Annotated in this window: 21 protein-coding genes and 1 riboswitch; of the genes, 9 read left to right on the top strand and 12 right to left on the bottom strand. The window is 67.7% G+C overall.

Translation table 11 applies throughout. The features are described 5' to 3' along the window. Window positions 1–118 precede the first annotated feature (118 nt). From AC06FA_RS10690 to pncA, 5 genes are all read left to right on the top strand, one after another. Window positions 119–1,525 (top strand): FAD-binding oxidoreductase, encoded by a 1,407-nt coding sequence (locus AC06FA_RS10690; protein WP_478068263.1) that lies wholly within the window; start codon window positions 119–121, stop codon window positions 1,523–1,525. A gap of 418 nt (window positions 1,526–1,943) precedes the next feature. Beyond that, complete coding sequence (locus tag AC06FA_RS10685) at window positions 1,944–2,993, top strand: bifunctional nicotinamide-nucleotide adenylyltransferase/Nudix hydroxylase (RefSeq protein ID WP_478068262.1); 1,050 nt, start codon at window positions 1,944–1,946, stop codon at window positions 2,991–2,993. A 65-nt stretch (window positions 2,994–3,058) separates the two neighbouring features. Next, entirely contained in the window at window positions 3,059–4,468 is a 1,410-nt protein-coding gene (locus AC06FA_RS10680; RefSeq protein ID WP_478068261.1) for a nicotinate phosphoribosyltransferase, read from the top strand. Between the two features lie 102 nt (window positions 4,469–4,570). Continuing rightward, a riboswitch (cobalamin riboswitch) is annotated at window positions 4,571–4,764 on the top strand. A gap of 158 nt (window positions 4,765–4,922) precedes the next feature. Beyond that, window positions 4,923–5,594, top strand: coding sequence for an epoxyqueuosine reductase QueH (locus AC06FA_RS10675; protein WP_478068260.1), 672 nt, complete (start codon window positions 4,923–4,925; stop codon window positions 5,592–5,594). A 56-nt stretch (window positions 5,595–5,650) separates the two neighbouring features. After that, on the top strand, window positions 5,651–6,277 hold the full coding sequence (pncA, locus tag AC06FA_RS10670) for a bifunctional nicotinamidase/pyrazinamidase (RefSeq protein WP_478068259.1): 627 nt from the start codon (window positions 5,651–5,653) through the stop codon (window positions 6,275–6,277). 85 nt (window positions 6,278–6,362) lie between these two features. Here the strand turns inward: pncA and purU are convergent, their stop codons facing one another. Both purU and AC06FA_RS10660 read right to left on the bottom strand, forming a co-directional pair. Further along, on the bottom strand, window positions 6,363–7,214 hold the full coding sequence (gene purU / locus AC06FA_RS10665; RefSeq protein ID WP_478068258.1) for a formyltetrahydrofolate deformylase: 852 nt from the start codon (window positions 7,212–7,214) through the stop codon (window positions 6,363–6,365). A 60-nt stretch (window positions 7,215–7,274) separates the two neighbouring features. Then, a complete protein-coding gene (locus tag AC06FA_RS10660; RefSeq protein ID WP_478068257.1) occupies window positions 7,275–7,529 on the bottom strand; it encodes a DUF2798 domain-containing protein in 255 nt (84 codons plus the stop codon). Window positions 7,530–7,651: 122 nt separating this feature from the next. Between AC06FA_RS10660 and AC06FA_RS10655 the strand changes: the two genes are divergently transcribed. Further along, window positions 7,652–8,563 (top strand): LysR family transcriptional regulator, encoded by a 912-nt coding sequence (locus AC06FA_RS10655; RefSeq protein WP_478068256.1) that lies wholly within the window; start codon window positions 7,652–7,654, stop codon window positions 8,561–8,563. A gap of 6 nt (window positions 8,564–8,569) precedes the next feature. On the opposite strand, the gene AC06FA_RS10650 is transcribed toward AC06FA_RS10655, so the two are convergent. The 7 genes from AC06FA_RS10650 to AC06FA_RS10620 all read right to left on the bottom strand — a co-directional run bounded on the left by AC06FA_RS10650 (window position 8,570) and on the right by AC06FA_RS10620 (window position 17,160). Continuing rightward, window positions 8,570–9,673 (bottom strand): NADH:flavin oxidoreductase/NADH oxidase, encoded by a 1,104-nt coding sequence (locus AC06FA_RS10650; RefSeq protein WP_478068255.1) that lies wholly within the window; start codon window positions 9,671–9,673, stop codon window positions 8,570–8,572. 181 nt (window positions 9,674–9,854) lie between these two features. Further along, complete coding sequence (locus AC06FA_RS10645; RefSeq protein WP_478068254.1) at window positions 9,855–10,673, bottom strand: NAD-dependent protein deacetylase; 819 nt, start codon at window positions 10,671–10,673, stop codon at window positions 9,855–9,857. Between the two features lie 43 nt (window positions 10,674–10,716). Beyond that, window positions 10,717–11,121: an acyl-CoA thioesterase gene (locus AC06FA_RS10640; RefSeq protein ID WP_049433141.1), complete on the bottom strand. Its 405-nt coding sequence runs from the start codon at window positions 11,119–11,121 to the stop codon at window positions 10,717–10,719. Window positions 11,122–11,262: 141 nt separating this feature from the next. Then, window positions 11,263–12,282, bottom strand: a complete 1,020-nt coding sequence (locus tag AC06FA_RS10635) for a ribonucleotide-diphosphate reductase subunit beta (RefSeq protein WP_049433139.1) — start codon at window positions 12,280–12,282, stop codon at window positions 11,263–11,265. Window positions 12,283–12,413: 131 nt separating this feature from the next. Further along, on the bottom strand, window positions 12,414–14,798 hold the full coding sequence (locus AC06FA_RS10630) for a ribonucleoside-diphosphate reductase subunit alpha (protein WP_478068253.1): 2,385 nt from the start codon (window positions 14,796–14,798) through the stop codon (window positions 12,414–12,416). A 593-nt stretch (window positions 14,799–15,391) separates the two neighbouring features. Continuing rightward, entirely contained in the window at window positions 15,392–16,492 is a 1,101-nt protein-coding gene (gene zapE / locus AC06FA_RS10625) for a cell division protein ZapE (protein ID WP_478068252.1), read from the bottom strand. Then, window positions 16,489–17,160, bottom strand: coding sequence for an alpha/beta hydrolase (locus AC06FA_RS10620; protein ID WP_312709968.1), 672 nt, complete (start codon window positions 17,158–17,160; stop codon window positions 16,489–16,491). The genes zapE and AC06FA_RS10620 overlap by 4 nt, the downstream gene beginning before the upstream one ends. A gap of 43 nt (window positions 17,161–17,203) precedes the next feature. Between AC06FA_RS10620 and AC06FA_RS10615 the strand changes: the two genes are divergently transcribed. Continuing rightward, a complete protein-coding gene (locus AC06FA_RS10615; RefSeq protein WP_478068251.1) occupies window positions 17,204–18,061 on the top strand; it encodes an EamA family transporter in 858 nt (285 codons plus the stop codon). A gap of 118 nt (window positions 18,062–18,179) precedes the next feature. Here AC06FA_RS10615 and AC06FA_RS10610 read toward each other — a convergent pair whose 3' ends face one another. The 3 genes from AC06FA_RS10610 to AC06FA_RS10600 form a co-directional block, all read right to left on the bottom strand. Continuing rightward, entirely contained in the window at window positions 18,180–19,625 is a 1,446-nt protein-coding gene (locus tag AC06FA_RS10610) for an ExeM/NucH family extracellular endonuclease (protein ID WP_478068250.1), read from the bottom strand. 345 nt (window positions 19,626–19,970) lie between these two features. Beyond that, entirely contained in the window at window positions 19,971–20,489 is a 519-nt protein-coding gene (locus AC06FA_RS10605) for a c-type cytochrome (RefSeq protein WP_108755108.1), read from the bottom strand. A gap of 223 nt (window positions 20,490–20,712) precedes the next feature. Further along, a complete protein-coding gene (locus tag AC06FA_RS10600; RefSeq protein ID WP_478068249.1) occupies window positions 20,713–21,327 on the bottom strand; it encodes a TetR/AcrR family transcriptional regulator in 615 nt (204 codons plus the stop codon). A gap of 158 nt (window positions 21,328–21,485) precedes the next feature. Between AC06FA_RS10600 and AC06FA_RS10595 the strand changes: the two genes are divergently transcribed. Further along, window positions 21,486–22,649: an isovaleryl-CoA dehydrogenase gene (locus AC06FA_RS10595; protein WP_478068248.1), complete on the top strand. Its 1,164-nt coding sequence runs from the start codon at window positions 21,486–21,488 to the stop codon at window positions 22,647–22,649. A gap of 10 nt (window positions 22,650–22,659) precedes the next feature. Continuing rightward, complete coding sequence (locus AC06FA_RS10590) at window positions 22,660–24,270, top strand: carboxyl transferase domain-containing protein (RefSeq protein ID WP_312709962.1); 1,611 nt, start codon at window positions 22,660–22,662, stop codon at window positions 24,268–24,270. Window positions 24,271–24,276 lie beyond the last annotated feature (6 nt).

Below are 24,276 nucleotides of genomic sequence, written 5' to 3'. Positions count from 1 at the left end.
TATCGCGCAGGGGCTTCTCAGGGCCTGAGAACCGCTGCGCAGTCAGCGTGATTCCCCCTTGGCCGGGTCGCGCGCCGCAGGCACACTGCGGCCAGGAAGCGGACTGCAGGGAGTGCCCATGACCACCCGACGCGCCTTCATTGCCGGCTGCGGCGCCGCTGCGACCGCGGCCGCCTGTTCACGCGGGCACGCGCCCACCGGCAACGACATCAGCCAGCTCGAGCCCACCGCCTTGGCGGGCATCACCCGCGTCGACGGTCAGCGCTCACTGGTAGACGCCCTGCAGCGCCACCGTGGCCAGGTCTGCGTGGCGGGTGGGCGCTTCAGCATGGGCGGGCAGACCAGCGCCGAGGGCGCGCTGCAGCTGGACATGACCGGCTGCAACCGCCTGTTGAGCCTGGATGTACCAGGCAAGGTGGCACGCGTGCAGGCCGGCATGCGCTGGCGCGAACTGCAGGCCCTGCTGGATCCGCACGACCTGTCGGTGAAGGTGATGCAGAGTTTCAGCAGCTTCACCGTGGGCGGCTCGGTCGGCGTCAACTGCCATGGGCGCTACGTCGGCAACGGCAGTCTGGCGGCGACGATCCGTGCCCTGCAGGTGGTGCTGCGTTCGGGTGAGGTCGTGGAAACATCGCGCAGCCAGCACCCGGAGTTGTTCGCCGCGGTGATCGGTGGCTACGGGCTGCTGGCGGTGGTGACCGAAGTGGAGCTGGATCTGGCCGACAACGCACGCATGGCCCGGCACATGCAGCGTGTCGCGCTGGCGGACTATCCGCAGTGGTTCGCCGACCACGTGCAGTCGCGCGACGATGCGCTGATGCACAACGCCGACCTGCTGCCACCGCGCTTTGATGTGCCGGTGACGGTGACCTGGCGACGCAGCGACGCCGCGCTGACCGACACCCTGCGGCTGGTGCCGGTCGGCGACCGCTACGCCTACGAACAGAACATGATCTGGGCCGTTTCCGAGCTGCCGGGTGGCGCACAGCTGCGCGACAGTTCGGTGGTGCAGAAGCAGCTGCAGCAGCCACGGGTGATCCACCGCAACCTGGAAGCGAGCCTGGACGTGGCCTCGCTGGAGCCGCGCACGCGCGCGATGTCCACCTACCTGCTGCAGGAGTACTTCATTCCGGTGCGCCGGTTCCACGCGTTCGCCACGCGCATGGCGGCCATCCTGCAGCAGCACCGCGTGGACGCGCTGAACGTGTCGATCCGCCACGCGCCGGCCGATACCACCTCGCTGCTGGCGTGGGCGCGCGAAGAAGTGTTCTGCTTCGTGCTGTACCACAAGCAGCGGCGCTTCCCCTGGAGCGATACGCTGGCCACGGGCTGGACCCGCGCGCTGATCGATGCCGCGCTGGACTGCGGCGGCAGCTACTACCTCCCGTATCGCCCGCATGCCACGCGCGCGCAGTTCCAGCGCGCCTATCCGCAGTGGCAGGCCTTGGTCGACATCAAGCGCCAGTACGACCCACAGACGCAGCTGGTGAACCACCTTTGGCAGCGCTACCTCGCGGCGCCGTAATGGGGTCAGAGCCCGTTGCGGTGCAACGGGATCCGACCCCGTGCCGTTCCGTCAAATCGCAGAAAACTGTCGAAGGCGGGGTGGGTCCGGTGGCGGGGGCGTGAGCGCCATGGGCCCGAGGCATGCCTCGGGCGGGTTGGGCAGGACGCCCAACCCCGGTCTTGCCGTGTGCGCAGGACAGCGCACACGAGCAAGCGGCGACCGAGGCTACAAGGACGTACTTGCGCCGTCCCCCGCCACCGGACCCACCCCGCCAACCCTCAGCACACCCGCTTTTGACGTTGACGTTGACGTTAGCGGGTGCAGGGCGCAGCCCTGCCGGCCCCCCCACACACTTGACCCCGCCAACCATCGGCGTAGCATCAGCGCCAAGCCAAGGGACAGACCCGCGGCCATCACAACGACATGAGGGATTCTCATGGAATTCGACTATCTCGTCTTCATCGGGCGTTTCGAGCCCTTCCACAACGGCCACGCCGCCGTTGCCCGCCTGGCCCTCAGCCGGGCCCGCAAGCTGATCTTTCTGGTCGGCTCTGCTGATACCCCCCGCAGCCTGCGCAACCCCTGGACCGTGGCCGAACGCGCGGTGATGATCCAGGCCGCCCTCGATGGCCATACCGATCGCCTGCTGATCCGCCCGCTGCGCGACCACCTGTACAACGAAGCGCAGTGGATCGCCAACGTGCAGCGCCAGGTGGCCGAGGCCCTGCGCAATGATGGCGCTGCCGCCGATGCCAAGGTCGGCCTGATCGGCATGGACAAGGATGCCTCCAGCTACTACCTGCGCGAATTCCCGCAGTGGCCCCTGGTGGACGTGCAGCACACCGCCACCCTGTCGGCCACCGAGCTGCGCCGTTACCTGTTCGAAGCCGGCGACATCGACTTCCACGGTGCGCTGCTGATGCTGCGTGGCAACGTGCCGGCGCCGGTGTACGACATGCTCGAAGCGTTCCGCAAAAGCGCGCCGGCCTATGGCCAGCTGGTGGCCGAGTACCGTTTCATCGAACAGTACAAGGCCGCCTGGAAGGATGCGCCCTACGCGCCCACCTTCGTCACCACCGATGCAGTGGTCGTGCATTCGGGCCACGTGCTGCTGGTGCGCCGACGTTCGGAACCCGGCAAGGGCCTGTGGGCGCTGCCCGGTGGCTTCGTCGGCCAGGAACAGAGCCTGCTGGACAGCTGCCTGCGCGAACTGCGCGAAGAGACCCGGCTGAAGATTCCGCTGCCGGTGCTGAAGGGCTCGCTGAAGAGCCAGCAGGTGTTCGACCACCCCGACCGCAGCCAGCGCGGCCGCACCATCACCCACGGCTTCCACTTCGAATTCCCGGCCGGTGAACTGTCAGCGGTGCGCGGCGGCGATGACGCCGACAAGGCGCGCTGGATTCCGGTAAGCGAAGCACTGGAAATGGGCCCGCAGCTGTTCGAAGACCACCTCCACATCCTGGAGTATTTCCTGGGCCGCGGCTGACCTGCCCGACCCTCCCCACCGGCGGATAGACCGCCGGTGTCACCCGACGCGAAGGAGCTTCCGTCATGCACTACCTCGATAACCTTCTCCTCAACACCGACAGCTACAAGGCCAGCCACTGGCTGCAGTACCCGCCGGGTACCGACGCCACGTTCTTCTACGTGGAATCGCGTGGCGGCCTGCACGACCGCACGGTGTTCTTCGGCCTGCAGGCGATCCTCAAGGACGCCCTGGCACGTCCGGTCACCCACGCCGACATCGACGACGCCGCCGCGGTGTTCGCCGCGCATGGCGAACCGTTCAACGAAACCGGCTGGCGCGACATCGTCGACCGCCTTGGCGGCTTCCTGCCGGTGCGTATCCGCGCGGTGCCCGAGGGCAGCGTGGTACCCACGCACCAGGCGCTGATGACCATCGAATCGACCGACCCGGCCGCGTTCTGGGTGCCTTCCTACCTGGAAACCCTGCTGCTGCGCGTGTGGTACCCGGTCACCGTGGCCACCATCAGCTGGCACGCGCGGCAGACCATCAGCGGCTTCCTGCAGCAGACCAGCGATGACCCGCAGGGGCAGCTGCCGTTCAAGCTGCACGACTTCGGCGCGCGCGGTGTGTCGAGCCTGCAATCGGCCGCGCTGGGCGGTGCCGCGCACCTGGTCAACTTCCTCGGCACCGACACCGTCTCGGCGCTGTGCCTGGCCCGCGCGCACTACCACGCGCCGATGGCCGGCTATTCGATTCCCGCTGCCGAGCACAGCACCATCACCAGCTGGGGCCGCGATCGCGAGGTCGAGGCCTACCGCAACATGCTGCGCCAGTTCGGCAGACCCGGCGCGATCGTGGCGGTGGTGTCGGACAGCTATGACATCTACCACGCCATCAGCGAACACTGGGGCACCACCCTGCGCGATGAAGTGATCGCCTCGGGCGCGACCCTGGTCATCCGCCCCGATTCGGGCGACCCGGTGGAGGTGGTGGCCGAGAGCCTGCGCCGCCTGGATGAGGCCTTTGGCCACACGATCAACGGCAAGGGCTACCGCGTGCTCAACCACGTGCGGGTGATCCAGGGCGATGGCATCAACCCGGACACGATCCGCGCCATCCTGCTGCGCATCACCGGCGACGGCTACGCCGCAGACAACGTGGCCTTCGGCATGGGCGGCGCCCTGCTGCAGCGGCTGGACCGCGATACGCAGAAGTTCGCGCTGAAGTGCTCGGCCGCGCGGGTGGACGGAGAATGGATCGACGTCTACAAGGACCCGATCACCGATGCGGGCAAGGCCAGCAAGCGCGGCCGCATGCGCCTGCTGCGGCACCTGGATGACGGCAGCCTGCATACGGTGGCATTGCCTCCCAGCGGTGACGAAACGCTGCCGGCCGGCTTCGAGGACGCGATGGTGACCGTGTGGGAGAACGGCCGCCTGCTGTGCGACCAGCGGCTGGACGACATCCGCGCGCGGGCGGCGGCGGGACGCTGAAGGTGCATAGCGACCGGGGTCAGAGCCCGTTGCAGCGCAACGGACTCTGACCCCAACCCCCTTGACCCGCGCCGCCAACGCGTCCACCGTGGGCGCGCCGAAGGTATCCCTCCAGGCGTTCACGCGCAGGGAGGGATTTAAACGGGAATCCGGTGAAGGCGCCTGGCGCGCCCATTCCGGAGCTGCCCCGCAGCGGTGAATGGAAACGAAGCCTGCCAAGAGCACTGGGCGCATGCCTGGGAAGCGGCAGGGAGTAGGTGGGCTGCGGCCCGTGTCCATCAGCCCGAATACCGGCCCCGGCCGGGGGACACGACCGTCCCCTGACTCGACCTGGACTCTCCGCGGGGAGGGTGCCGGGGCCATCGTCGTCCTGCGCGTGCGGGCGGTGTGGCCGCGTGCGTCCTGTTCACGGTGTCCGGCCCGATCCGTTCCCCACGCTGCCACGCACCCGACGATGACCGAGCTCCAACGCCCCACCCTGACCCTGCCCGCCGACGGCAAGCGCCTGCTGCTGCATTCCTGCTGTGCCCCCTGTTCGGGTGAAGTGATGGAGGCGATCACCGCCTCCGGGATCGACTACGCGATCTTTTTCTACAACCCGAACATCCACCCGGTGAAGGAGTACGAGCTGCGCAAGCAGGAGAACATCCGTTTCGCCGAGCAGCACGGCATTCCGTTCATCGACTGCGACTACGACACCGACAACTGGTTCAGCCGCGCCCGTGGCATGGAAAACGAGCCCGAGCGCGGTATCCGCTGCACCATGTGTTTCGACATGCGCTTTGAACGCACGGCGCTGTACGCACACGAGCACGGCTACGACACCATCAGTTCGTCGCTGGGCATTTCGCGCTGGAAGAACATGGCGCAGATCAATGACTGCGGCATCCGCGCTGCGTCGCGCTACGAAGGCCTGCAGTATTGGGACTACAACTGGCGCAAGGGCGGCGGCGCCAGCCGCATGGTCGAGATCAGCAAGCGCGAGCAGTTTTACCAGCAGGAATACTGCGGCTGCGTGTACTCGCTGCGCGATGCCAACCGCCACCGCCGCGAAACCGGCCGCGAGCGCATCAAGATCGGCCTGCTCTATTACGGGCAGGATGCGGAACCGGCCAAGGGCGATTGACGTGCACGCACGGGGCGGCCACGCTGGTCGCCCCCTTCTGTTGTAGTGGATCTGCCATGACCGCCCTGCCCGCCGATGTCGCCCTGCTGGTGATCGACCTGCAGCCGGACTTCATGCCTGGCGGCGCGCTGGCCTGCGCCGACGGCGATGCGCTGGTGGCGCCGATTTCTGGACTGCTGGCACAGCGCCGCTACCGCACGGTGGTGGCCACCCAGGACTGGCACCCGGCGGGGCACGCCTCATTCGCCAGCCAGCACCCGGGCACGCGTCCGTTCGAGACCATCCTGCTGCACGCGCAGCCGCAGACCCTGTGGCCCGACCACTGCGTGCAGGGCAGCGACGGCGCCGCGCTGCACCCGGGCGTGGACTGGAACGTGGCCGACCTGATCCTGCGCAAGGGCACCCGGCCGCAGGTGGATTCGTACAGCGCCTTCCGCGAGAACCACGGCCCGGACGGCGACCGCCCGGCCACCGGGCTGGCCGGCTGGCTGCATGAGCGGCGCATCCGCGAAGTGCACGTGTGCGGCCTGGCGCGCGACTACTGCGTGTTGTGGAGCGCGCAGGATGCGGCCAAGGCCGGATTCCGGGTGAAGTTCCTGTGGGAGCTGACCCAGCCGGTGACCGATGCCAACGACGCGATGGTGCGCGAGGCGTTGGCCAAGGCGGGCATTGCGATCATCTGACGCGCGACCGCCGGGCATGGCCCGGCGCTACCCAAGGTTATGGTTGGTAGCGCCGGGCCATGCCCGGCGGCCACGCCCCCCGCTGTCAGCGGAACACCACCGTGCGGTGCCCGTTGAGCAGGATGCGGTGCTCGACATGCCGGCGCACGGCGCGCGCCAGCACCTGCGATTCGGTATCGCTGCCCAGCCGCACCAGGTCGCGCGGGGTCATGGCGTGGTCCACGCGGGCCACGTCCTGTTCGATGATCGGGCCTTCGTCCAGGTCTTCGGTCACGTAGTGCGCGGTGGCGCCGATGATCTTGACCCCGCGTGCGTGCGCCTGGTGGTACGGCTGCGCGCCCTTGAAGCTGGGCAGGAAGCTGTGGTGGATGTTGATCGCACGGCCGGCCAGTGCGCGGCACAGCGTGGGCGAAAGAATCTGCATGTAGCGCGCCAGCACCACCAGGTCGATGCGTTCGCGGTCGACCAGATCGATGATCTGCTGTTCCTGCACCGCGCGCGTTTCCGCGTTCACTGGCAAATGGTGGAACGGCACCTGGTAGGACGCGGCCAGCGGCGCGAAATCGGCGTGGTTGGACGCCACCGCGGCGATATCCACCTTCAGCTGCCCGCTGTGCGCGCGGAACAGCAGGTCGTTCAGGCAGTGGCCCTGCTTGCTGACCAGCACCAGCAGGCGCGCGCGGCGGCGGCCGTCGTGCAGCTGCCACTCCATGCCGAAATCGGCGGCCAGCGCGGCCATGGCGCCATGCACCGTGTCCAGCGGCAGGCTGGCGTCGCGGTCGAAGTGCACGCGCAGGAAGAAACGGCCACTCTCTTCATCGCCGAACTGCTGGGCGTCGAGGATGTTGCAGCCGTGGTCGAACAGCAGCCCCGACACGCGGTAGACGATGCCGGTGCGGTCGGGACAGGACAGGGTAAGAATGGAATCGGGTCGCATGGCCCAAGTTTAGGGCAGCACCCTGCGGCGGTGCACAATGCTGTCAGATGCAACCGATCTTCAATGCGGATGCACCGTCAACGCCACCAGGCGCACCACCAGCGGGCGCACCAGCAGCACGCCGCAGAACGCCACCGGCATGGCCATCTGGTAGGCGGCCAGCACCCGCGCCAGATAGCCGCTGCCCAGCCCGGCGTTGGCGGCGGTGATGACCAGGCACATCAGCAGCGCCATCAGGCTGGCCATGAAGAAGGCGAACACGAAGGGCGTACTGCGGGCGTGCAGCTTCCAGCGGGGCGATCGGGGGTGGGCCATGGCACATCGCATCAGGTGAACAGGGCCGGCAGGCTAGCGGCGCGACGCCCCACGCACAGCCCCGCCGCGCTTGGTGCAGACCCAAGCCACGCTTGCCGGTTTCCGTGGCAAGCTGGGCGGTCATGAACCTGTTGCAGCTCATCCGCAGCTTCACCCGCACCGCGCAGACGGGCAGCATTGCCGCGGCCGCGCGCAGCCTGGGCATCAGTGCCACCGCCGTGGGCCAGAACATCCAGCGCCTGGAAACCCACCTGGGCGTGCGCCTGCTCAACCGCAGCACCCGGCAGTTGGCCCTGAGCGAGGCCGGGGCGCTGTACCTGGCCCAGGTGCAGCACATCGAGGCCGACCTGGCCCGTGCGCAGGCGCTGGTGACCGCCGACGACATCGTGCCCAGCGGGCCGCTGCGCATTGCCAGCAGCCGCGCCTTCGGCCGCCATGTACTGGCACCGCTGCTGCCGTCGCTGCAGCAGCGCTACCCGCAACTGCAGCTGGAACTGCGCCTGAGCGATCGCGCGGTACAGCACGGCCCGGAAACGGTGGACGTCAGCCTGCGCATCGGCGCGCAGCTGGAAGATGGGCTGGTGGCGCGGCCGCTGGCACGCATTCCGTTCCTGTTCTGCGCCGCACCGGATTACTTGGCCGCGCACGGCATGCCGCAGGAACCGGCCGAACTGCAGCAGCATCGCGGCCTGCTGCACCGCTTCCCCACCGATGGCCGGCCGCTGCGCTGGGGCCTGCGGCGTGGCGATACGCGGGTGGACGCGGCGCTGCCGCCGAGCATGGTCTGCGATGACATCGACGCGCTGGCCGAGCTGGCCGCTGCCGGCGCCGGCATCACCCGGCTGGCCGCCTTCGTGGCCGACCCGTACCTGCGCGATGGTCGGCTGCAGGCGGTGTTCGGCCCGGCCAGCGCGTGGCATCCGGAGCCGATGGAGGTGTTCTTCTGCGTAAGCGACCGGCGCGATTTCACCGCCCGCATCCGCGCATTGTTCGAGCACCTGCAGGCCGGCCTGCCGCCGGCCTGGCAGGTGTGACCGGCCTCAGCGCGCGCGGAACACGTTGCGGGCTTCGCGCGGTTCGCAGCGCAGGTACTGCGGCGCCGGCACCACGCTGTCACCCAACGCGGCAGCGGCATGCCACGGCCAGCGCGGGTCGTACAGGATGCCGCGGGCCAGGGCGATGGCATCGGCCTGGTTGTGGCGCAGGATCGATTCGGCCTGTTCCGGTTCGGTGATCAGGCCCACCGCGATGACCGGCATGCGCAGCTTCTTGGCCTTGATGGCCGCGGCGAACGGTACCTGGTAGCCCGGGCCCACGCTGATCTTCTGGCGCTCGTCCAGGCCGCCGCTGGACACGTGCAGGAAGTTGCAGCCACGTGCGTCCAGCACCTGTGCCAGGGCTTCGCTCTGCACCACGTCCCAACCACCTTCCACCCAGTCGTTGGCGGAAATGCGCACGCCCACCGACACCTTGTCCGACACCGCTTCACGCACCGCGTCGAACACTTCCACCAGCAGGCGCAGGCGGTTCGGCAGCGAGCCGCCGTAGCCATCCGTGCGGCGGTTGCTGAGCGGCGACAGGAACTGGTGCAGCAGGTAGCCGTGCGCCGCGTGGATTTCGATCAGTTCGAAGCCCAGGCGCTCGGCGCGCACGGCGCTGGCGGCGAAGGCGGCCACTACCTCGGCAATGCCGGCTTCATCCAGCGCCTGCGGGGCCGGGTCGTTGGCGTGGAACGGCAGCGGCGACGGCGCCACGGTGGGCCAGCCACGGGCATCGTCGGCCGGCAGCTGGCGGCCGCCATCCCACGGCCGTGCGGTGGAGGCCTTGCGGCCGGCGTGGCCCAGCTGGATGCCCAGCGGCATCGGCGACCAGCGCCGCACGCTGGCCAGCACCTGCGCCAGCGCCGCTTCGGTACCGTCGTCCCACAGCCCCAGGTCGGCATAGCTGATGCGCCCGCGCGGTTCCACCGCGGTCGCTTCCAGGATCAGCAGGCCGGCACCGGACTGCGCCAGGCTGCCCAGGTGCTGGGCATGCCAGTCGCTGGCGCGGCCATCTTCGGCGGAGTACTGGCACATCGGCGCGATCACGATGCGGTTGGACAGGGTAAGAGGGCCGAGGGTGACCGGCGAGAACAACTGGCTCAAGGCGATAGCGACATGCGGAGGGGGTGCGTATTGCACCGCTGCACGGCCTGCGGATCAACCGTCTGGATGGATCGCTGTTTCGCGGGGGCGGGTGGACGGTAGAGTCGACTGTCAGTCGACTGCTCCTGGCGGTACGGCTGAACGCCCCGCGCTGCGCGCGATAGTCGACTGACAGTCGACTCTACCGGGCCGGATACCCGCTGACGAAGCCGGCCAGGGCCTTGGCGCAATCGCGTTCATCCTTGAACTGCAGCAGGTCGTCGGCGCGGGTGCGACCGCGGTTCAGCGCCGCCACCGGCAACCCGGCCCGGGCCGCGGCCTGGACGAAGCGGAAGCCGGAATAGACCATCAGCGAGGAGCCCACCACCAGCACCGCATCGGCCTGCTGCAGGTGCTCATGCACCGCCGCTACCCGTTCGCGCGGCACGTTTTCGCCGAAGAAGACGACATCTGGCTTCAGCAGGCCGCCGCAGTACGGGCAGTCCGGTACCACGAACGCGGAAAAATCGGTCTCCAGATCCGCATCGCCATCGGGGGCGATGCCGGCCTCCAGCGCGTCCCAGCCGGGGTTGGCGTCCAGCAGGCGCTGCTGGAAATCCTCGCGCCCGCTGCGGCGCTCGCAGCCCATGCAGCGCACCAGGTCCAGCCGACCGTGCAGATCGATCACGTTCGTGCTGCCGGCACGCTGGTGCAGGCCGTCCACGTTCTGGGTCAGCAGCACCTGCAGCGTGCCACGCGCTTCCAGCGCCGCCAGCGCCTGGTGGGTGCCGTTGGGCAGGGCCAGGCCGAAGCGCGGCCAGCCCAGCAGGCTGCGCGCCCAGTAGCGCTGGCGGGTGGCGGCCTCGCCCATGAAGGCCTGGTAGGTCACCGGCGGCGTGCGCTTCCACTGGCCGTCGGTATCCCGGTAATCGGGAATGCCCGAGGCGGTGCTGCAGCCGGCGCCGGTGAGCACGAACAGGCGCCGGGCGCGGTCGATGAAGTCGGTCAGCGGCAGGGTCATGCCCAGCAGATGGGGGCGCGGCGGCGCCCCCGCAAGCGCCGGTTCAGACGGCCTCGGGCAGGCGCGGCACGGCGGTCGGCTGACCGTCTTCGCCCAGCGCGATCATCACGAAGTGGCCGCGCGTGCACAGCTTGCGCTCACCGCTGTGCAGGTCTTCGGCAATCAGCTCCACCTCGACCTTCATCGAACTGCGGCCGACTTCGACGATGCGACCGATGGTTTCCACCATCTGGCCGATACGGATGGGCAGCTTGAAATCGACCTGGTCGCTGCGCGCGGTCACCACGGTGCGGCGCGAATAGCGGGCGGCGGCCAGGAAGGCGGCCTTGTCCATCCAGGCCAGCGCCTGGCCACCGAACAGGGTGCCCATGTGGTTGGTGTGGTTGGGGAAGACGATTTCGGCCATGCGCACTTCAATGGGCGGCACGGTTTCGACGATGGGGGTCATGGCGGTGGCCAGGGTGTGGGGGTGCGGCAATTGTAAGACCGGGGCCTTGGTAGAGTTAGTCGAGCATGGCTCGACTCTACAAAAGCGAAAAACCCCGGCATTGGCCGGGGTTCTTCGTTGCAACCGGGGTGACCGCTTCGATCAGAAGTTCATGTCGAAGGCGACTTCGCCCTGCACGCCCACCTGGTAGGCCGAGACGCGGCGTTCGAAGAAGTTGGTCAGTTCCTGCACGTCCTGCAGTTCCATGAACGGCAGCGGGTTGCGCACGTTGTACTTCTTTTCCATGCCCAGCTTGGCGAAATGCTGGTCGGCACAGTGCTGCAGGTACTGGCGCATGTCGCGGGTGGAAATGCCGGCCACGCCGCCGGACAGCACGTCCTCGGCGAACTGCACTTCGCACTCGATGGCTTCGGCCAGCATGTCATAGACCTGCTGCTTCATTTCCTCGTCGAACAGGTCCGGCTCTTCCTCACGCACCACGCGCACCGATTCGAACGCGAAGTCCATGTGCGCGCTCTCGTCGCGGAACACCCAGTTGGTGCCCGAGGCCAGGCCCGGCAGCAGGCCGCGCGAACGGAAGTAGTACACGTAGGCGAAGGCGGCGAAGAAGAACAGGCCTTCGATGCACGCGGCGAAGCAGATCTGGTTCAGCAGGAACTGGCGGCGCTCGGCACGGGTCTCGATGCGCTTGAGGTCCTGGATCGAGTCGATCCACTTGAAGCAGAAATCGGCCTTCTTCTTGATCGAGTCGATGTTCTCCACCGCGGCGAAGGCTTTGACGCGCTCTTCCGGGTCCGGCAGGTAGTTGTCGAGCAGGGTCAGGTAGAACTGCACGTGCAGCGCTTCTTCGTACAGCTGGCGCGACAGGTACATGCGCGCTTCGGGCGCGTTCAAGTGCTGGTACAGGTTCAGCACCAGGTTGTTGGACACGATCGAATCGCCGGTGGCGAAGAACGCAACCAGGCGGTGGATCAGGTGGCGCTCACCCGGCGACATCTTGCTGTGCAGGTCGGTGATGTCGATCTGGAAGTTGATCTCTTCCACCGTCCAGGTGTTCTTGATCGCGTTCCGGTACATGTCATAGAACTGCGGGTAGCGCATCGGGCGCAGGGTCAGTTCAAAACCGGGATCGAGCAGCATCTGCTTGGGCTTGTCGGCCATGGGTGTTTCCTTGAATTCTCGGGTCAAAACGCCGGGCATGGCCCGGCGCTACCTTGGTGTTTCCGTGGTGCAGTCGAGCATGGCTCGACGCTACAGAGGGGCGTGCCGGCCAGAAGCCGGCACGGCCGCTCTTATTGGCACGCCTCGCAGGCTTCTGGGTTTTCCAGCGAGCAGGCCACCGCTTCGGTCGGGGTGTACGTGCTGACCGTGGTCTTGGCGATCTTGGTGGCCGGACGCGAGCGCAGGTAGTAGGTGGTCTTGACGCCCTGCTTCCACGCGTACATGTACATGGACGACATCGCACCGATGTTCGGGCTTTCCATGAACAGGTTGAGCGAGGCCGACTGATCGATGAAGGCGCCACGCTCGGCGGCCATGTCGATCAGCGAACGCATCGGCAGTTCCCATGCGGTGCGGTAGACCTGGCGCAGGGCTTCGGGAATCTGCGCCACGCCGGCAATGGAACCTTCGGCCAGCTTGATGGCATCGCGCATGTCGGCGGTCCACAGGCCCAGCTTCTTCAGCTCGTTCACCAGGTAGCGGTTGACCTGCAGGAAGTCACCGGACAGGGTTTCGCGCTTGAACAGGTTGGAAACCTGCGGTTCCACGCACTCGTAGCAGCCGGCGATCGAGGCAATGGTGGCGGTCGGGGCAATCGCGATCATCAGCGAGTTGCGCAGGCCGTGTTCCTTGATGCGCTCGCGCAGGGCGTCCCAGCGGGCGGTATCTTCGGGCACCACGTTCCAGGCGTCGAACTGCAGTTCGCCGCTGGCGGCACGGGTGTCGTTGAACGACGGGTGCTTGCCGCGTTCCTGGGCCAGCTCCGAGGAGGTTTCCAGGGCGTGGAAGTAGATCGTTTCGGCGATCTTCTTCGACAGGGCGCGGGCTTCGGCGCTGTCGAACGGCAGGCGCTTGCGGAAGAACACGTCCTGCAGGCCCATGCAGCCCAGGCCGACCGGGCGCCAGCGCAGGTTGGCGCGGCGGGCGGTTTCGATCGGGTAGAAGTTCAGGTCGATCACGCGGTCGAGCTGGCGCACGGCCAGGCGCACGGTCTCGGCCAGCTTCTCGAAGTCGAACTCGTTGTGCTCGTCGAAGTGGTTGCCCAGGTTGATCGAACCCAGGTTGCACACCGCGGTTTCATCGTTGGACGTGACTTCCAGGATTTCCGTGCACAGGTTGGACAGGTGGATCACGTTGCCCGGGCGCAGGGTCTGGTTGCTGGCGCGGTTGCACTTGTCCTTGAAGGTCATCCAGCCGTTGCCGGTCTCGGCCAGGGTACGCATCATGCGGGCGTACAGCTTGCGCGCCGAGATGGTGCGGTTGGCCTTGCCCTGCGCTTCGGCCTGCACGTAGGCCTGCTCGAAGGCTTCACCGAACAGGTCGGTGAACTCCGGCACGACGCGCGGATCGAACAGCGACCATTCCTGGTCGGCCTCGACGCGCTTCATGAACAGGTCCGGCACCCAGTTGGCCAGGTTCAGGTTGTGGGTACGGCGGGCTTCGTCACCGGTGTTGTCACGCAGCTCCAGGAAGTCCTCGATGTCGGCGTGCCAGGTTTCCAGGTACACGCAGGCCGCGCCCTTGCGCTTGCCACCCTGGTTCACCGCAGCCACCGACGAATCCATGGTCTTCAGCCACGGCACGATGCCGTTGGAATGGCCATTGGTGGACTTGATGAGCGAACCACGCGAACGCACGCGGGTGTAGCTGACGCCGATGCCGCCGGAGAACTTGGACAGCTGGGCGATGTCGCCGTACTTGGAATAGATCGATTCCAGCGAGTCCTGCGGCGAATCCAGCAGGAAGCACGAGGACAGCTGCTCGTGGGTGGTGCCGGAGTTGAACAGGGTCGGGCTGGACGGCAGGTAGTCCAGGTTGCCCATGCGCTTGTACAGCGCCAGGGTCTCGGACACGTCCTCGCTCAGCGCGCTGGCGATACGCAGGAAGAACTGCTGCGGGGTCTCGATCACCTTGCGGGTGTGCGGGTGGCGCAGCAGGTAGCGGTCGTACAGGGTACGCAGGCCGAAGTAATCGAAGTTCAGGTCCAGCGAGATGTCGATGGCATCGTTGAGCTTGCGCGCGTTGGTCTGCACGAAGTTCAGCAGGCGATCGTTGATCAGGCCCACTTCGTGGCCACGGCTGACCGACTGCGAGAAGGCGTAGATTTCCTGGCCCGACACTTCCTTGGCGATGTAGTTGGCCAGCAGGCGCGCCGCAAGGCGGCCGTACTCGGGCTCTTCACCGATCAGCAGGGCGGCGGTGCGGATGGACAGTTCGTCCAGTTCGCGGGTGGTGGCGCCGTTGTACAGGCCGGAAATGGTACGGGTGGCCACACGCATCGGATCGACCGCGTGCAGGCCTTCGGAGGAACGCTGCACCGCGCGCACGATCTTGTTCAGATCCACCAGCTCGGTCGTGCCATTGCGCTTGGTCACGCTCATCGCGTTGGACGTCGGCGGCGACGTCAACAGGAATTCGCTTTCCTTTTCGATGGTGGCGCTGGGTTCGGTGGTCACGGCGTGTGTCCTCTTGGCGTGATTGGGGGTGCTCGATGCATCGGGTGACGCGACCTGGGACCTGACGCCCCAGAGTGGCAGGAGGGCGTCGCAGGGATTGAGACCCTGCGCCTGCCACTGCCGGTGACGGTCGCGGAACGGTACTGCCGGGGACCCCGGCACTTGGGGTCGCTGCGACCGACGGCCACAAGATAGTGGGGGTAGAGGGGGCCGTCAACGCCAAATGTAGTGAAATCTGGTAATCCCTTGCGGCGCAAGGATCATGCCGTCGGCGCCGCGTTTAGACGCTTCGGACCTGCCGGAAGCGGCTGCGCAGTCAAGCCCGAAAGGCGTCACAAGGGCGGTACAACGTGCTGCGCAAACGGAACAATGACAGCTTCACATGACAGTGATGAAGCTGGCTAGGGACAACCCTGTGGATAGGTGGTGGGCAAGCCGGTATGGCGCGCCGGGAACCGTAGAGTCGAGCTTGCTCGACTGCTTTCCGCGCGGTGCCAGGAGCAGTCGAGCAAGCTCGACTCTACGAAGCCGGGTGGCCAGGGCCGGTCGGGGTGGGTCGGTCGGGGCCGAGCGGGGCCGGCCCGCGCCACGGCTTACGCCCGGTGCGGGGTGCCCAGGTACTCGGCGCTCTGCATTTCGATCAGGCGCGAGGCGGTGCGCTCGAAGGCGCCCTGCAGGCGCTGGCCGCTGTACAGCTCGATGGGCGAGGTGCTGGCGGTGCAGACCAGGTTGACGTGGCGGTCGTACAGTTCGTCGATCAGGTTCACGAAGCGGCGCGCGGCATCTTCGTTCAGGCGGTCGAAGGCGGGAATGCCGCCCAGCAGCACCGTGTTGAACTCGTGTGCGATCTCGATGTAATCGGACGGGCCGCGCGGGCCTTCGCACAGGGCGGCGAAATCGAACCAGGCAATGCTCTTGCCCCGGGCCCGCACCGGAATCTTGCGGCCCTCGATCTCGATGTTGCCGGCCTTGGCCGCCTGCCCACCGCTCAGCTCGCCCCAGCGGCTGCCCAGCCACTGATCGCTGTCAGCCGCCAGCGGCGCGCGGTACACCGGCGAACGGGTCAGCGCGCGCATGCGGTAGTCCTCGGTGCCTTCGGCATACAGCTCCACGCAGAAGCGCTGCAGCAGGCCGATGGCCGGCATGAAGCTCTCGCGCTGCAGGCCGTTCAGGTACAGGTTCTCCACCGCGGTGTTGGAGGTGGTGACCAGGGTCACGCCCTCGGCGAACAGGCGCTCCAGCAGCCGCGCCAGCAGCATGGCATCGCCGATGTCGGTCACGAAGAACTCGTCCAGCACCAGCACGCGCAGGTTGCTGCGCCATTCCTGGGCGATCTTCGCCAGCGGGTCGCTCTGCCCCTGGTGCTCGCGCAGGCGCTCGTGCACGCTGCGCATGAAGCGGTGGAAGTGGGTGCGGTACTTCTGCTTGATCGGCAGGCCGTCGTAGAACAGGTCCACCAGGAAGGTCTTGCCGCGCCCCACGCCGCCCCAGAAGTACAGGCCCTTCACCGGCTCGGGCTTCTTCCAGAACGAGGACAGGCGGTCCAGCCAGCCGTCTTCGGCACTGTCCAGCAGGCCCAGGTGGATCCGGTCCAGCTCGGCCAGCGCCGCGTGCTGGGCCGGGTCGTTCTGCCAGTCGCCGCGGGCCACGCCGGCGGCATAGCGCTGCGAGGGGGTCTGCACCGCCTCGTTCATGCCGCCGCGCCCAGCCAGTGCTTCACCCCGTGGGTGAGCGCGCCGCGCAGGTCGATCAGCTTGCGGTGGAAGAAGTGGCTGGTGTCGGGCATGCGCACCAGCTCATGCGGTGCGCCCAGGGTGTCCAGCCACTGGTAGACCGCCTGCGGGTCGACGATTTCATCCTGTTCGCCCTGGATGACCAGCCAACGCGCCGGCGGCTGCACGCCGTCGAAATCCCAGCGGCCAGCCGGCGGTGCGATCGAGATCAGCGCCTCCGGCTGCAGCTCACCTGCCGCCTTCAGCGAAACGAACGACCCGAAGCTGAAGCCGGCCAGCCACAGGCGATCCTGCGGGCGCTGGCTGCGCACCCAGGCGGCGACGGCCTTCAGGTCGTCCTGTTCGCCGTTGCCATGGTCGAAGTCGCCGGCCGAACCGCCCACGCTGCGGAAGTTGAAGCGCACCGTGGCGATGCCCTGCTCGCGCAGGGTGGTGGCGGTCATGGTCACCACCTTGTTGTGCAGGGTGCCACCTTCGGTGGACAGCGGGTGGCAGACGATGGCCACGATCGGCTGCGCCGGCACGTCGGCCTTGGGCAGGTCGACCACCACTTCCAGCGGACCGGCCGGGCCGTCCAGTTCAAGACAGGCGGTTTCGCCGGGAGCAACGGGGAACGAGGGATTGCGCATGGCAACATGATACCGTCCCCCGCCCCTGCCCTGTGCCTGCCCCATGCTCTACCTGTCCCTGGCTGTGATCTGCAGCGTGCTGGTGTCGGTGCTGTTGAAGCTGGCCGGCCGGCGCGCGCTGGACGTGCCGCAGATGGTCACCTGGAACTACCTGGTGGCCGCCACCCTGACCGCCGTCGTGCTGCAGCCGCCACTGGATGCCCTGCGCGCGCCGCATGCGCCGTGGGGCGCGCTGCTGGCGCTGGCGGTGGTGCTGCCGACCATCTTCCTGGTGCTGGGCCGCGCGGTGGCGGTGGCCGGCATCGTGCGCAGCGATGTGGCGCAGCGCCTGTCGCTGCTGCTGTCACTCGCCGCGGCCTTCCTGTTCTTCGGCCAGACCGCCACGCCGTGGAAGCTGGCCGGGCTGGCGCTGGGTCTGGTCGCGATGGTGGCGATCAGCCTGCGCCCGCGTGGGCCGGCCGTGGCGGCCTCGCCCGGCGGCTGGGGCTGGCTGCTGGGGGTATGGGGCGGGTTTGCGGTGGTCGACGTGCTGCTGAAGCAGGTGGCGCTGTCCGGTACGCCATCGATGGCGGCGGTGCTGGCCAGCTTCAGCGTGGCCTTCGTGCTGATGCTGGCGCTGCAGCTGTGGCGGCACTACAGCGGCCGCAGCCGGCTGGCGTGGCGCAACCTCGGCGCCGGGGCGCTGCTGGGCCTGCTCAACGGCGGCAACATTCTTTTCTACGTGCACGCGCACCAGTCGATGCCGGACAGCCCGGCCACGGTGTTCGCCGGCATGAACATCGGCGTGGTGGTGCTGGGCGCGCTGGTGGGTGTGTTTGCCTTCGGCGAGGCCACCACGAAGTGGAACCGCGCCGGCCTGGCGCTGGCGGTGCTGGCGATCGGCTTGATCGCCTGGGGCTGAGGCACGCGCCGGGGTCGGATCCCATTCCAACGGAATGGGCTCTGACCCCTGCGTCTCCCCAAAGCAGTCGAGCATGGCTCGACTCTACAGAAAGCCGCCGGGCGTGCCCCGGCGAACCTTATTTATCGAAGCCCAGCAGCAGCGGGTCGTGGTCGGAACTGCGCCACGGGCCCTGCACGTTGCGGCCCTGGTAGCCGCTGGCATCCTGCTCGTCGGCATTGCTGTGCCATTCGGCGGCGCCGGCCAGGCGCTGGGCCATGCTGGCGCTCAGCAGCGCGTGGTCGAGGCGGCCGCTGTAGCCGTTGTAGACGTAGCTGTAGGGGTGCTCGACCTTGGCCACCTTGAACGCATCCTGCCAGCCCAGGTCGTGCAGGGTGCGGATCGGGTCTTCCATCGCGTAGGCATTGAAGTCGCCCAGCAGCACGATGTCCTTCACCTTCAGGCGTGCGGCTTCGGCGTTCACCCACTGGTTGAGCTGGCGCGCCGATTCCACGCGGGTGGCGTTCCAGCAGCCCTGCCCATCGTTCTGGTCGGCGTCGGCAGCGCTGGCATCGCGGCAGCCCTTCGACTTGAAGTGGTTGGCCACCACCATGAACGTCGCACCCCTGCCCTGGAAGGCCTGCGCCAACGGCGCGCGGCTGTGTTCGGCGAACGGGCCATCGACCTTGGTCAGCGGTCGGCCCAGCGGCTTGAACGCACCGCGCCTGTAGATGATGCCGACCCGGATCGGATTGCTGCCCGGGCCTTCGCCGGCGTCAACGAACGCCCAGTGCTGCGTGGCGGGCAGGGCGGCGTTGAGCGCGTCCACCAGTTCGGCGATGGCCGAGTGCGGACCGTAGCCGTCGTTTTCCAGTTCCATCAGCGCGGCGATATCGGTGTCCAGGGCGCTGATGGTGGCCACCAGCTTGGCCACCTGTGCCTTGTGTTCGTCCAGCGTGCGCGCGCCGCGCAGGGTCGGGAAGCCGCCGCCCTGGCCGTCGCCGTTGAAGAAGTTTTCCAGATTGAACGCGGCGATGTGCAGGCTGCCCGGCACCTGCGGCACGGCCGGGCGCTGCAGTTCCGGCACCTGCAATGTGCCGTCCACCTGCAGGCGGGCGCGGCCCTGCGCGTCCACGCGCACGGTGCCCTCCACGTTGCGCAGCTGCATGCCGGTGCGCAGCACCGGATTGCCCGGCAGGTAGGCCACGCTGCCGGGGTCGCGGGCATCGCTGCCGTCGTCCAGCAGCAGGCGGCGGCGCTGGTTGTCGGCCATCACCTGCTCACTGCCCGCGGTACCCGGTGCGGCCACTTCGCTGGGCTGCCACAGGCGGCCATCGAAGGCCACGGTCAGCTCGCCGAAGCGTTCCAGGCCGTCGGTGCCGGCCAGGGTGAGCGGCGCGGCGATGCGCACGTGCTGGCCCTGCAGGGTGCGCCAGTCGGCCGGTGCCGCGGTAAGCACCACGGTGGCGCTGCTGCGCGGGGCCGGGCTGGCGGCCGGAGCCGGCGTGGCCTGCGGCTGGGCCTGGGCGAACGCAGCGGCCGGCAGCAACAGGGACAGAGCAAGGGCGAGGGAACGGCGGCGCATCGACTCACGACTCCATGAATTGAGGCGCACAGACTAACCCTGAAATGCGAAACCCCCGCGACGCGCGCGGTTTTGGCCTTGGCCGGCAAAGCCGGTGGGGGTACGACGGGGGCAAGCCGGGCGGTCGGGGGCCGCCCGGGGCCGTCGGGGCACCCGGCGGGTAGAGTCGACTGTCAGTCGACTATCGCGCGCAGCGCGGGCGTTTCGCTGGCTTCGGGAAGAGCAGTCGACTAACAGTCGACTCTACCGTTCACCCGTTCACCCGTTCGCCCGTTCGCCCGTTCGCCCGTTCGCCAGTTCGCCCGTTCGCCCGTTCGCCAGTTCGGCCGTTCGGCCGTTCGCCGGCTACTTCAGGTTGCCCAGCATCCAGTCCACGGTGGCGTGGATCTGCTCCTCGGTCAGCGCCGGGTTCCCGCCCTTGGGCGGCATGATGCCGCCATCCGGGCCGGTGTAGCCCTCGATGGCGTGCTTGTAGAGGGTGTCCTTGCCCTGGGCCAGGCGCTGGTCCCAATGCGCGTGGTCCAGGGTGGGGGCCTGGCCGACACCGGTGGTGTGGCAGGCGGTGCACAGGTTGTCGAAGATGACCTTGCCATCGGTGGTGCCGCCATAGGCCACCTGGGCGGCGGCCTTGGCCAGCGCGGCAGCCTTGGCCGCGGCCTGCGCGGCCGCGCCGGTGCTGCCGGCGTACACCGCACCGGTCGGTGCGATGCGCTGTTCGGTGCGCTTGGCGGCGGTGGGCGACACTTCAGGCGGAATACGCGTGTGGATGTACGCGGCCAGCAGGATCAGGCCCAGAGTGATGGCAGCCAACAGCGCGATCACCATGGAAAAGCGTTTCAGGAACTCCAGATCGTAATTCCGCACTCTTCGTTACCCCTGGCTGGTAGTCGTGGGACCACGGCTGAGCGACTGCGTGTAGGGGCGAGTATAGAACGCGCTTCGCACGCGACAACAGGCGCCCGTGCTGGTGCGGCGCAACATGCGGCCGCGGCCGCCTCGCCTTTGTAGAGTCGAGCCATGCTCGACTGCGTTTGCCAAGCAGCGCGGCAGAAACCGTCGAGCAAGAGCAGTCGAGCATGGCTCGACCCTACAAGAGCGGGGCGCCGACGGCGCGCAGGCAGAAGCTGCAGATCGCGTCCACCAGTGCGTCTTCGTCGCGGTGTGCCTCGCGGCTGGGCGCGGTGGGGCCGACCATCGCTTCGGTGAACGCCCCCACCAGGCAGGCGGCGGCGGCATGGGTGTCCTGCGCCGGCAGTTCGCCGCTGGCCACGCCTTCTTCCAACAGGCGCAGGAACACATCGCCGAAGGCGCGGCGCCCGCGCATGCGCTCGGCTTCCACGTCCGGGTCCACCGGCTCGACGATGAAAGCATGGGCCAAGCCCGGGCCGGCCAGGGCGCGGCGCACGAAGGCAGTGATGGCCAGGCGCAGGCGCTCGCCCACCCGGCCCGGCTCGGCGGCAATGCGCTCCATGATCGCCACTTCATGGGCCACGGCCGCGTTCAGTACTTCCACGAACAGGTCGGCCTTGGACGGGAAATGCCGGTAGATCAGCCCGGTGGACATGCCGGCCTGGGTCGCCACGGCGGTCACCGGGGCGTTGCGCCAGCCGCCAGCGGCCACCAGCGCACGGGTGGCCAGCAGGATCCGTTCACGGGCCCCGGCCAGGCGTTCTTCCATCAATGCAGAGCGTTTGTAGGCCATGTTCTGATTCTAGTTTCAATTTTTGAATTTGTATTCACTTCTTCATCGAACCCCGCTACGCTGGGCCCGAATCGCCCGTGCGGGGCCTGCCTTCAACAGGCCCCGCTCCCCCTTCACGGGTGCGTCCATTCCCCACCTTCCCTCGTGGAGCCACCGCAATGCACGTGCCATCCCTGAATTTCGATCTTGGTGAAGAGATCGACCTGCTGCGCCAGAGCGTGGCCCATTTTGCCGCCGCCGAGGTCGCTCCGCTCGCCGCCGAGGCCGATGCCAGCAACCAGTTCCCGCTGGCACTGTGGCCGAAGCTGGGCGAACAGGGCCTGCTGGGCCTGACCGTGGAAGAAGAATACGGCGGCACCGGCATGGGCTACCTGGCCCACGTGGTGGCGATGGAAGAGATCTCGCGCGCTTCGGGTGGCATCGGCCTGTCCTACGGTGCGCACTCCAACCTGTGCGTGAACCAGCTGCGCAAGAACGGCAGCGAGGAACAGAAGCAGCGCTTCCTGCCCGACCTGTGCAGCGGTGCCAAGGTGGGTGCGCTGGCGATGAGCGAGCCGGGCGCCGGTTCGGACGTGGTGTCGATGAAGCTGCGCGCGGACAAGCGCGGCGACCGCTACGTGCTGAACGGCAACAAGATGTGGATCACCAACGGCCCCGATGCCGACGTGCTGGTGGTCTACGCCAAGACCGACATGGAGGCCGGCGCCAAGGGCATCACCGCCTTCCTGGTGGAAAAGGGCATGAAGGGCTTTTCCACCGCGCAGAAGCTGGACAAGCTGGGCATGCGCTCCTCGCCCACCTGTGAACTGGTGTTCCAGGATTGCGAAGTGCCCGAAGAGAACGTGCTGGGCGCCATTGGCGGCGGCGTGCGCGTGCTGATGTCCGGCCTGGATTACGAGCGCGTGGTGCTGTCCGGCGGTCCGCTGGGCCTGATGGCCGCGGCCATGGACGTGGTGATGCCCTACGTGCACGAGCGCCACCAGTTCGGCGAGGCGATCGGCAGCTTCCAGCTGATCCAGGCCAAGATCGCCGACATGTACGTGGGCCTGGGCGCCTGCCGCGCCTACGTATACGCGGTGGCGCGCGCCTGTGACCAGGGCCGCACCACCCGCCAGGATGCCGCCGGCGCCATTCTGTATGCCGCCGAAAAGGCCACCTGGCTGACCGGCCAGGCAATCCAGATCCTGGGCGGCAACGGCTACATCAACGAATACCCGACCGGCCGTTTGTGGCGCGACGCCAAGCTGTATGAAATCGGCGCCGGCACCTCGGAAATCCGCCGCATGCTGATCGGCCGCGAACTGTTCCAGCGCACCCTGTAAGGCCACTGCGATGACCGTACTGAACACCCAGCTGCAACCGGGCAGCGACACGTTTGAAAGCAACCGCGCGGCCATGCAGGCCGTGGTCGACGATCTGCACGCCACCCTGGCGCGCACCGCGCTGGGCGGCAGCGAGGCGGCACGCGCCAAGCACACCGCGCGCGGCAAGCTGCTGGTGCGCGACCGCATCGACGCCCTGCTCGACCCGGGCAGCGCCTTCCTGGAGATCGCGCCGCTGGCCGCGCACGGCATGTATGACGATGCCGTGCCCGCGGCGGGCGTGGTGGCCGGCATCGGCCGGGTGAGTGGCGTGGAGTGCGTGATCGTGGCCAACGACGCCACGGTGAAGGGCGGCACCTACTACCCGGTCACGGTGAAGAAGCATCTGCGCGCACAGGAAGTGGCCGAGCAGAACCGCCTGCCCTGCATCTACCTGGTCGATTCGGGCGGCGCCTTCCTGCCGCTGCAGGACGAAGTCTTCCCCGACCGCGATCATTTCGGCCGCATCTTCTACAACCAGGCCAACCTGTCGGCGCAGGGCATTCCGCAGATCGCCTGCGTGATGGGCAGCTGCACCGCCGGTGGTGCCTACGTGCCGGCCATGAGCGATGAAACGGTGATCGTGCGCGAACAGGGCACGATCTTCCTGGGCGGTCCGCCGCTGGTGAAGGCTGCCACCGGCGAGGTGGTGAGCGCCGAAGAACTGGGCGGCGCCGACGTGCACACGCGCATTTCCGGCGTGGCCGACCACATGGCCGACAACGACCTGCAGGCGCTGGCACGGGTCCGCGCGATCATCGCCCAGCTGAACTGGCGCAAGCCGGAACCGGCGATGGCCGTGCAGGCACCCGAAGAACCGCTGCTGCCCGCGCAGGAACTGTATGGCGTGATTCCCGCCGATACGCGCAAGCCCTACGACGTGCGCGAAGTGATCGCGCGCCTGGTGGACGGCTCGCGTTTCGATGAATTCAAACCGCGCTACGGCGCCACCCTGGTCACCGGCTTTGCCCATCTGAACGGCTACCCGATCGGCATCATCGCCAACAACGGCATTCTGTTCTCCGAATCGGCCCTGAAAGGCGCGCACTTCATCGAACTGTGCACCCAGCGCAACATCCCGCTGGTGTTCCTGCAGAACATCACCGGTTTCATGGTTGGCCGCAAGTACGAACAGGGCGGCATCGCCAAGGATGGGGCCAAGCTGGTGATGGCGGTGGCCTGCGCCAAGGTGCCCAAGTTCACCGTGGTGATCGGTGGCTCATTCGGTGCCGGCAACTACGGCATGTGTGGCCGTGCCTATTCGCCCAACTTCCTGTGGATGTGGCCCAACGCACGCATCGGCGTGATGGGCGGCGAGCAGGCCGCCAGCGTGCTGGCCACGGTGAAGCGCGATGGCATCGAAGCCAAGGGCGGCCAGTGGCCGGCCGAAGAAGAAGATGCATTCAAGGCGCCGATCCGCGAACAGTTCGAACAACAGGGCCATCCCTACTACGCCAGTGCCCGCCTGTGGGATGACGGCGTGATCGATCCGGTCGATACCCGCCGTGTGCTGGCTCTGGCGCTGTCAGCCAGCCTGAACGCCGCCCCGCAGCAGACGCGCTTCGGCGTGTTCCGCATGTAACCCATG

This window comes from Stenotrophomonas sp. Steno-C17 (assembly GCF_056393165.1).
The sequence above is the reverse complement of the archived record's forward strand: the minus strand, read 5'-3'. Positions and strand labels throughout refer to the sequence as shown.